This window comes from Elioraea sp. (assembly GCF_051860475.1).
Taxonomy (GTDB): Bacteria; Pseudomonadota; Alphaproteobacteria; order Acetobacterales; family Acetobacteraceae; genus Elioraea.
This window is the reverse complement of sequence record NZ_JBHYDW010000162.1, coordinates 1-8782: the sequence shown is the minus strand read 5'-3', so window position 1 is coordinate 8782 and position 8782 is coordinate 1. Positions and strand designations below refer to the sequence as shown.

At 72.0% G+C, this 8782-nt stretch carries 9 protein-coding genes; 5 read left to right on the top strand and 4 right to left on the bottom strand.

Annotated features, from left to right (window positions below; translation table 11 throughout):
- Both ACTIFU_RS20385 and ACTIFU_RS20380 read left to right on the top strand, forming a co-directional pair.
- Positions 1–395 (top strand): hypothetical protein (locus ACTIFU_RS20385; protein WP_439580154.1); only part of this gene is annotated, 395 nt, incomplete at its 5' end.
- A 33-nt stretch (positions 396–428) separates the two neighbouring features.
- Positions 429–887 (top strand): host attachment protein, encoded by a 459-nt coding sequence (locus tag ACTIFU_RS20380; protein ID WP_439580153.1) that lies wholly within the window; start codon positions 429–431, stop codon positions 885–887.
- 7 nt (positions 888–894) lie between these two features.
- Here the strand turns inward: ACTIFU_RS20380 and ACTIFU_RS20375 are convergent, their stop codons facing one another.
- Entirely contained in the window at positions 895–1809 is a 915-nt protein-coding gene (locus ACTIFU_RS20375) for a hypothetical protein (protein WP_439580152.1), read from the bottom strand.
- A gap of 193 nt (positions 1810–2002) precedes the next feature.
- Here ACTIFU_RS20375 and ACTIFU_RS20370 point away from each other — a divergent pair, with 193 nt between their 5' ends.
- Positions 2003–2428 (top strand): DoxX family protein, encoded by a 426-nt coding sequence (locus ACTIFU_RS20370; RefSeq protein WP_439580151.1) that lies wholly within the window; start codon positions 2003–2005, stop codon positions 2426–2428.
- A 55-nt stretch (positions 2429–2483) separates the two neighbouring features.
- On the opposite strand, the gene ACTIFU_RS20365 is transcribed toward ACTIFU_RS20370, so the two are convergent.
- From ACTIFU_RS20365 to ACTIFU_RS20355, 3 genes are all read right to left on the bottom strand, one after another.
- A complete protein-coding gene (locus ACTIFU_RS20365) occupies positions 2484–3302 on the bottom strand; it encodes an N-acetylmuramoyl-L-alanine amidase (RefSeq protein ID WP_439580150.1) in 819 nt (272 codons plus the stop codon).
- Between the two features lie 122 nt (positions 3303–3424).
- Positions 3425–4717: a DUF445 domain-containing protein gene (locus ACTIFU_RS20360; protein ID WP_439580149.1), complete on the bottom strand. Its 1293-nt coding sequence runs from the start codon at positions 4715–4717 to the stop codon at positions 3425–3427.
- Positions 4718–4766: 49 nt separating this feature from the next.
- On the bottom strand, positions 4767–5651 hold the full coding sequence (locus ACTIFU_RS20355) for a DMT family transporter (RefSeq protein WP_439580148.1): 885 nt from the start codon (positions 5649–5651) through the stop codon (positions 4767–4769).
- 161 nt (positions 5652–5812) lie between these two features.
- Here ACTIFU_RS20355 and ACTIFU_RS20350 point away from each other — a divergent pair, with 161 nt between their 5' ends.
- On the top strand, positions 5813–6430 hold the full coding sequence (locus ACTIFU_RS20350; protein WP_439580147.1) for a M48 family metallopeptidase: 618 nt from the start codon (positions 5813–5815) through the stop codon (positions 6428–6430).
- 106 nt (positions 6431–6536) lie between these two features.
- A partial coding sequence (gene alaS / locus ACTIFU_RS20345) for an alanine--tRNA ligase (protein WP_439580146.1) occupies positions 6537–8782 on the top strand: 2246 nt, incomplete at its 3' end.

Here is an 8782-nt window from a genome sequence, read left to right as displayed (position 1 = left end):
CAGCAGGTTCTTCGCCGCCATCGCTGCTCCCCAAGGCCACGGGCCGAGGCTACGACCCGATGCGGCGTCCTGAAACCCCCGCGCTTGAAGCCGACCGCTGGAAGGGCGATGTGTGGACGATGCAAGGCGACCGCGACAAGGACGAGACCTGGCAGGTCGAGGTCCTCCCGGCCGAGCGTCGGCAGGGCGCGGGCGCGCCGCCGCCCCAGGGATCGCGCGTGCTCGGCACGGTGATCCTGGTGGCGGCGATTGCGGCCGGCCTCGGCATCCTCGCACTGCTGGTGGTGTTCGCGGCGACGATCGCGCTGATCGCGGTGCCGGTCGCGCTTGGTGCCGCGCTGCTCGCCTGGGCCGGGGTGAAGTGGCGCAGTCTCACCGACCGGCGCGGTCGCTGATTGATCATCCGGGATACGGAGGAGAGCACACCCATGCCGAACCGCACGACCTGGTTCGTCATCGCCGACGCCGCGCGCGCTGAGGCGCTGGTCAAGCGCAAGGGCAAGCCCGGCTACGAGTCGCTGCGCAGCTGGGAGAACCCGGACGTCCATGCCAAGGCGCACGAGCTGGGCGAGGATCGTCCCGGCCGCGCCTTCGACAGCCTCGGTCCGCACCGCAGCGCCATGGAGCCGCGCGAGACGCCCAAGGAGGCGGCGAAGAAGGATTTCGCGCGCGAGCTCGTCGCCGATCTCGACGCCGCCGTCGCCGCCGGCGAGGCCCAGGCGATCGTGCTGGTCGCCCCGCCCCGGCTGCTCGGCGAGATCCGCGCGATCATGCCCGCGAGCCTTGCCGCCGCCGTGCGCGAGGATCACGCGAAGGACTACACCCAGCTCCCGCGCGCCGAGCTGTTCGCGCGGCTCGACGAGCTGCGTCCGGTCGGGACGGGCTGACCGGGCGTCACGGCCCGATCCAGGTCCCGACCGCGAGCCAGGTCGGACCCGTCCACCACGCCTCGGTGAGGTAGCGGCGATTGTCCCGCCCGGCCTGGGACTGCAACGGGACGGTCACCGTCCCGGCGCCGTCGCGCCGGGCCTGGTGCTGTGGGGTCTCGGGCACGATGATGGTGATGTGGCCGGGCGAGCCGCTCCGGGTCTGGCCGCAGCGCACCACGATCCGCCCGGCATTCGCCGCCGCCTGCGCCTCGTCCAGGGACCCGGTCTCGCGCCAGCCGAACCGCGGTCCGGTCTCGGCCAGCCAGCCGCGCAGCGTGTTCGCGGTCACTTCCGTGACCGTGGCCGTGGATGGGCCGAGGCTCGCCTTGACCGGCCTGCCCGCGGCGAGATCCCTGAGCGCGGGCTTGGTCCACCACACGCGTGGCAGGTAGGCGCCGGCGAGATGGCAGACGTCATGGGCATAGACATTGCAGAAGGTCTTGCCGCCAGGCTCCGGCCGCCAGCGCACATGGTCCTGCCGCTCGACGTCGAGCCACTCGAGGATCGCGGTGATGTCGGCGGCCGGATCGGTCGAGCCGGGAAGGCGGCGGGGCATGCCCGGTTCGTTCAGCACGAAGGGCCACTGCCTGGCGTTCCGCGTGACGGGCCTGCCGTCGCGCTCCAGCAGCGCCGCCGGCAGATCCGCCGTCGCCGGGGGCGGCACGCCAGGGTCGACCTTGCGGAGATGGGCGGCGGCGACGAAACCCTCGACGGGGCCGCCGTTCACGCGCGTCGCGACCTTCCACCATCCGGGCAGCTCGGCCAGCGCGAGGAAGGTGACGCCGTGGCCCCGCGCCAGGACGTGCATGCCATTGTCGCTGGCCTTGCCGGGGCTTGATCTGAGGTTGAGGCCGTCAGTGTCGACCACGTGCGTGATCATCTCGAGCCTCCTCAATTACGTATCGCGATCATAACTGTTTTCGGTTCCCGGTCAAGGCCTATCATAACTTGATCGGTACAATTCCCCCGGCCCCATCATCGCGGCCGATCACCGCCATCCGGCGCGCGCATTGGCGCGCGGTGCCGCGTCGCCTCACCTCGTTGGGCATCGCAATCCGCCAAGGAGAGGAGAGATGACCCGCACCCCCGCCGACTACGCCGCGCTGTTGCTGCGCATCAGCATGGGCGTGATGTTCCTGGCCCATGGCCTGGTCCTGAAGGTGCTGACCTTCGGTGTCGCCGGCACCGCCGCGTTCTTCGAATCGATCGGCTACCCGGCGGCGTTGGCCTATGCCGTGATCCTCGCCGAGATCGTCGGCGGGGCGCTGCTGATCGCCGGCGCCTATGTGCGCATTGTCTCGCTCGCGCTCGTGCCGGTCCTGATCGGCGCGACCATCCAGCATCTGCCCGCCGGCTGGCTGTTCACCGCACCCGGCGGCGGCTGGGAGTTCCCCGCGTTCTGGACCGCGGCCCTGCTGGTGCAGGCGTTGCTGGGCCCGGGCGCCTACGCCGCGGCCGAGGAGAGGCTGCCGGCGGTGCTGCGACCGCGCGCGGCCTGATCATCGGTCGCCATGATCCGCCGCCGCGCGCCTCCGCGCGGCGGCGGTGCGCCGTTCACGGCCCGACACGGCGCAGGAACGCGCCGTGCACGAACCCGTCGGGCACCCGGTCGCCCTGCAGATCGACCTGGCGCCAGTCGCCCTCCTCGCGTAGCACGCGCAGCCGCGTTCCGGGCGTCAGCGCGCGCAGCACCGCGAAGCCGGTGCCGGGCCCCCCGCGCAGGTTGAGGGTTTCGCGCACCACCACCTCGAACTCGCCGAGGTCGTCGTCGCGCAGCGTACCCGACCCGGCCGCCCCGCCCTGGTTCTGGAACCGCGCCATCGGGAAGGCCGGACCCGGATCGACCTTGCGCCCGGGCGAGATGTCGTCGTGACCGACCACCTCCTGGACCGTCGGGTAGGCGGCCCTGAGCGCTGCGACGATCGCATCGAGCGCGCGCAGTTGCGCTTCCGGATAGAGCTCCCACGCGATCTCCGGCCCACCGTTCTTGTGGCGCGCGACCAGCACCTCGTGCGGTGCGAAGGTGCGCAGGCCGGTGCGCGTCCAGCCATCCGAGGTGCGGCGATCGAAGAAGCCGAAATTGGCGTTCTCGATGCCGATGGAGTGCTGGTTGAGACCGTCGAAGCCGCGCCAGGAGGAGGGGCCGGCATGGAACGCAGCGAGGTTGAACGGCACGGTCTGGATGATCCCGCCGTCGCGGTCAACGAACAGATGCGCCGAGAGGCCGCGTTCGCGGATCGCGCGCACCGAGGAGAGCGCCGAGCCTCCGGCCGTGTAGTGCATGACGATGAAGCGCGGCGTGATCTTGCCGCCAGTGTGCGGCGATTCGTCGAACTGTACGCCCTCGAACCGGTGGCGCTTGACCTCGATCATGGCGGTTCCCCCCGGGTGCGCGTGCTGACCCTGCAACGATACGCGCAATGCGTCGCCGCGGTCACGGAAAAACTGTCCGGAACGTACAACGAATGAAACGGCGGCCCCGGCCGCCCGGTCAGCTACACCGGCACGCGCCCGAACAGCGCCGACAGCACGGCATACAGCACGGCGCCCACGGCGGCGCCCAGCAGTGTCCCGTTCAGCCGGATCATCTGGAGTTCGCGCCCGACCTTGAGCTCGATCCGCTCGACGATGTCCTGATCCGACCAGGCGGCAACCTTCGCCGCGACGAAGCCCTCGATGCGCGACTGGGCTCGTGGTGCGAGGGCGGCGACGATCTCCTCGACCAGGCGGTTGAGCCCGCGCCGCGCGTCCTCGTCCGCCTCCAGCGTACGGCCGAGATTGGCGAGCATCGCGGCGAGCGCCGGCACGATCCGTCCGTCTTCGCGCTCGACATCGAAACGCGCCATCTGGGCGAGCCGCAGCACCGCATCCTCGAGCCAGGCCGACACGGTGGGGTGCGCGAACACCGAGCGGATCGCGCGGGAGAGGTCGGCGGCACGGTCGGGGTCGTGCTCGAGCCGGTGGATCTCGCCCTCGACCCAGGCGTCGAAGGCGGCGCGGAGGTCGCTGTCGGTGGGCTCGATGCGCGCGAGCTCTGCGTTGATGCTGGAGAGCACCTTCTTCGCGATCCACGCGCCGGCGACCCACTTCACCATCCTGCCGCCCTGCTCGGCGACCCGGCCCTCGATCGCGACGCGCAGCCGCTCCTCGTTGGCCGCGAGCGTGGTCTTCACCTGCGCCAGCGCATAGCCGAACACCTCCTGGTGCTGGCCGCCGTCGAGCAGCGTGCGCAGCAGCCGCCCCGCGAGCCGCCCCGTGCCCGGCCCGGCGACGATGCGCGGCAGCAGGCGCCGCAGCACCATCTGGGCGCGGCCCTCGGCGAGCGATTCGAGCAGGCGCGGCACGAACGGCGCGATCGCCGCGGCGGCGCGGCGCGCGGCCACCGGATCGGCGAGCCAGCGCGCGGCCGCCGCAGCGACGTCCACCCCCTCGACGGCGCGGCGGATGCTGTCGGGGGTGAAGAACTGACGCGCGACGAACCGGCCCATGCCGCCGGCGAGGCGCTGCTTCTCGCGCGGGATCAGCCCGCCGATGCCGGTCCAGCGGCCGAACGGGTAGCGGAACAGCGCATTGACGGCGAACCAGTCCGCGACCGCGCCGACGAAGCCCGCCTTGGCGGCGGCGTGCGCGAGGTCGAGCCAGTAGGCGCGCGGCGGCTCGAGCGCGTAGAGCCCGACCGTTGCGCCGAGCGTGGCCGCCATCGCCGCGCCGGCATAGAGGCGCCAGCGGACCAGCCGCGCCCGCTCCTCGGCGCGTTCGGCGACGGCGGGATCGAGGGGGCCGGGCATGGCGGCGAACCTTACGGGACCCGCGCCGGGCCAGAAAGCGCGCCTGCCGTCACGCCCGCGAGGGGCGCGTCGCGAGCGCAAGCCCGACGAAGATCAGCGCTGCGGCGGGCAGGACCAGCGCACCCGGCATCTCGGCGAAGAACACCCAGCCCCAGAACAGGCCGGTCAGCACGATCAGGTAGCCGACCTGGCTCACGAACACCCCACCCTGGCGGGTCAGCAGGCGGAAGTAGATCAGGTAGGCGGTGGCGACCAGCAGGCCCTGGCCGGCGGCGAGCGCGGTCGCGGCGTCGGCGCCGGGAAGGCGGAACTGGCCGAACAGCAAGGAGGCCGGGATCAGCCAGAGGGTGGCCGCCGCAGTGGTGCCGGCGGCGAGCGCGAGCGGCGGCGCGCCGGCCGGACGGAACCGCACGGCGAACAGGTTCGAGAGCGCGTAGCAGCACGGCACCAGCACGGTCAGCGCCGCCCAGCGGAGGCTGCCGCCGGCCGGCAAGGCGGCGCCCGGCGCCAGGGCGAGGGCGGTGCCCGTGAGCGCTACGGCCACGCCGGCGGCGCGGCGTGGTGTCGCCCGTTCGAGCCCGGTCGCGGCGGCCAGCAGGAACGTGATCAGCGGCGCGGTCGGCAGCACCATCGCGAGCAGCCCTGCGGGCAGGTGCTGGAGGGCAACGAAGGTGAGGGTTCCCGGGGTCGCGAAGCCGATCAGCCCGCTGACCGCATAGAAGCCCAGCGCGCGGGGATGGCCGGGCAGGTGGGCTCGCTGGGCCGTGACGACCCCGCCGAGGATCGCGGCGGCGAAGCCGGCGTAGAGCAGCGCGTAGCCCACCGGGCCAATTCCGCCCGCGACCGCGAGCTTGCCTACCGCCGGGGTCAGGCCCCAGAGCGTGCCGAGGGTTCCGAGCAGGACGAGCGCGGTGGGGGAGGGGGGCGGGGACACCCCCTACCCTTAGCCGCGCTCGTGTCGAGATTGAACCGGCCCGGGCGGCGAGGCATGCTCCGGCCCGCATGCGCCGCGCTGCCCCCCCGAGTCGCGAGACCCTGCGGTTGCCCCACGGCCCGACCGAGGTCGAGTGGCGGCGGAGTACACGTGCCAGGCGGGTGACGCTCCGGATCGACCCGGCCGCGGGGGCGGTGGTGGTGACGCTGCCGCCGCGTGCCGGTCGCGGCCAGGGCATGGCCCTGTTGCAGGCAAACAGCCGCTGGGTGGCGGACCGGCTGGGCGCGCTTGCCCCGCATGTGGCGTTCGCCGACGGGGCGATGGTGCCGCTGCTGGGCGTGGCGCATCCGATCCGGCACGATCCGGCGGGGTTGGGCGGGGTGTGGCTGGCCGAGGGCGAGATCCGGGTGGCGGGTGAACCCGCGTTCCTGCCGCGCCGGGTGGCAGATTGGTTCCGATCCGAGGCGCGGCGGCGGATCGCCCCTCTGGCGCTGGACCATGCGGCGCGGATCGGCCGGTCGGTGCGGCGGATCGCGATCAAGGACCAGCGCAGCCGCTGGGCCTCGTGCGCACCCGACGGCACGCTTGCCTTCTCCTGGCGCCTGGTGATGACGCCCGAGTGGGTGCTGGACTACGTGGTGGCGCACGAGGTGGCGCATCTGCGCGAGATGAACCATTCGCCCCGCTTCTGGGCGGTGGTGGCCTCGCTCACCCCCCACACCCAGGCGGCCAGGGCGTGGCTTGGCCGCAATGGTGCGCGGCTGCTGCGTTACGGATAGGCGTTCATGGGATGGGGGGGCTGGGGGCAAGGGACGGGCCCCATTGCGGCTGCGCCGCGATGGGAACCCACTTCCGGCCCTTGGCCCCCAGGGTTATTTACCTGCCATGCCCAGCAGCAACGACATCCGCGCCGCCTTCCTCGACTTCTTCCGCCGCCACGACCACGCGGCGGTGGAAAGCTCTCCCTTGGTGCCGCGCAACGACCCCACGCTGATGTTCACCAACGCGGGGATGGTACAGTTCAAGAACGTCTTCACCGGCCTTGAGCAGCGCCCCTACACCCGTGCCGTGACCGCGCAGAAATGCGTGCGCGCCGGCGGCAAGCACAACGACCTGGAGAACGTAGGCTACACCGCCCGGCATCACACCTTCTTCGAGATGCTGGGGAATTTCTCGTTCGGCGACTACTTCAAGGATCTCGCGATCGAGCTGGCCTGGACGCTGGTCACGAAGGACTACGGCCTGCCCAGGGACAAGCTGCTGGTCACGGTCTATCACGACGACGACCATGCGGCGGGCGCGTGGAAGCGGATCGCCGGACTGCCGGAGGAGCGGATCATCCGCATCGCCACCTCGGACAATTTCTGGGCGATGGGCGATACCGGGCCCTGCGGCCCGTGCAGCGAGATCTTCTACGACCACGGCCCCGGCATCCCCGGCGGCCCGCCCGGCAGCGATGACGCGGACGGCGACCGGTTCATCGAGATCTGGAATCTCGTGTTCATGCAGTACGAGCAGCTGCCCGACGGGCGGCGCGTCGACCTGCCGAGGCCCTCGATCGACACCGGGATGGGGATCGAGCGGCTGGCGGCGATCCTGCAGGGCAGGCACGACAACTACGACACGGATACGCTGCGCGCGCTGATCCTCGCCTCGGCAGAGGCGACGGGCACCGACCCCGATGGCCCGCACCGCGTCAGCCATCGGGTGATGGCGGATCATCTCCGGGCATCGTGCTTCCTGATCGCCGACGGCGTGCTGCCCTCGAACGAGGGGCGCGGCTATGTGCTGCGCCGGATCATGCGCCGCGCGATGCGGCACGCGCATCTGATGGGGGCGGCCGAGCCGGTGATGTGGCGCCTCGTTCCGGCGCTGATCCGCCAGATGGGCGTGGCGTATCCGGAGCTCGGCCGCGCCGAGGCGCTGATCACCGAGACGCTGCGCACCGAGGAGAGCCGGTTCCGCGCCATGCTCGACCGCGGCCTGCACCTGCTGGCCGAGGAGACCGCGAAGCTCGGTCACAAGCAGCCCCTGTCCCGCGAAATCGCGTTCCGGCTCTACGACACCTACGGCTTTCCGCTCGACCTGACGCAGGACGCGCTGAAGGCGGAAGGGCGCCTGGTCGATGTCGCGGGGTTCACCGCGGCGATGGAGGCGCAGCGCGCGCGCGCGCGCGCTGCCTGGGCGGGCTCGGGCGAGGCGGCGACCGAGGCGGTGTGGTTCGACCTGCGCGAGAAGATCGGGGCGTCGGAGTTCCTCGGCTACTCGACGGAAACGGCCGAGGCCGAGATCCGCGCGCTGGTGGTGAACGGCCAGCCTGTGCAGGAGGCGCGCGGCGGCGACGAGGTGGCCGTGCTGCTGAACCAGACGCCGTTCTACGGCGAGTCGGGCGGGCAGATCGGCGATGCCGGAACGATCCGCTCCGGCGACGGGCTGGTGATCGCGATCCGCGACACGCAGAAGAAGCTCGGCGACCTCCACGTGCATCTCGGCACGGTGAAGCAAGGCATCGCGCGGGTCGGCACGGCGGTGGTGGCGGAGGTGGATCACGCGCGCCGCTCCGCGATCCGGGCGCATCACAGTGCCACGCATCTGCTGCACGAGGCGCTGCGCCGGCGGCTCGGCAAGCATGTGGCGCAGAAGGGCTCGCTGGTGGCACCCGACCGGCTGCGCTTCGATGTCAGCCACCCGAAGCCGATCGGGCCCGATGAACTGCGCTGGGTCGAGGCGGAGGTGAACGCGCGCGTGCGCGGGAATGCGCCGGTCGTGACGCGGCTGATGACGCCCGACGAGGCGGTGAAGCAGGGCGCGATGGCGCTGTTCGGCGAGAAGTACGGCGAGGAGGTGCGCGTCGTCTCGATGGGTGCGGACGAGGCGGCAACGGATCGTGCCGGGCAGTACTCGGTGGAGCTCTGCGGCGGAACGCATGTGCGCGCCACCGGCGATATCGGCCTGTTCAAGGTGCTTTCCGAGGGTGCGGTGTCGGCGGGCGTGCGGCGCGTCGAGGCGGCCGTGGGTGAGGCGGCCCTCGCCTCTATCGGCGAGACCGAGAAGACCCTCGCGAGCATCGCCGCCACGCTGAAGGCACCGCCGTCGGACGCGGCCGCGCGCGTCGAGGCGCTGATCGAGGA

Coding starts and splice junctions, on each gene's coding strand:
- ACTIFU_RS20380 (WP_439580153.1), top strand. CDS start 429: ATGCCGAACCGCACGACCTGGTTCGTCATCGCCGACGCCGCGCGCGCT.
- ACTIFU_RS20375 (WP_439580152.1), bottom strand. CDS start 1,809: ATGATCACGCACGTGGTCGACACTGACGGCCTCAACCTCAGATCAAGC.
- ACTIFU_RS20370 (WP_439580151.1), top strand. CDS start 2,003: ATGACCCGCACCCCCGCCGACTACGCCGCGCTGTTGCTGCGCATCAGC.
- ACTIFU_RS20365 (WP_439580150.1), bottom strand. CDS start 3,302: ATGATCGAGGTCAAGCGCCACCGGTTCGAGGGCGTACAGTTCGACGAA.
- ACTIFU_RS20360 (WP_439580149.1), bottom strand. CDS start 4,717: ATGCCCGGCCCCCTCGATCCCGCCGTCGCCGAACGCGCCGAGGAGCGG.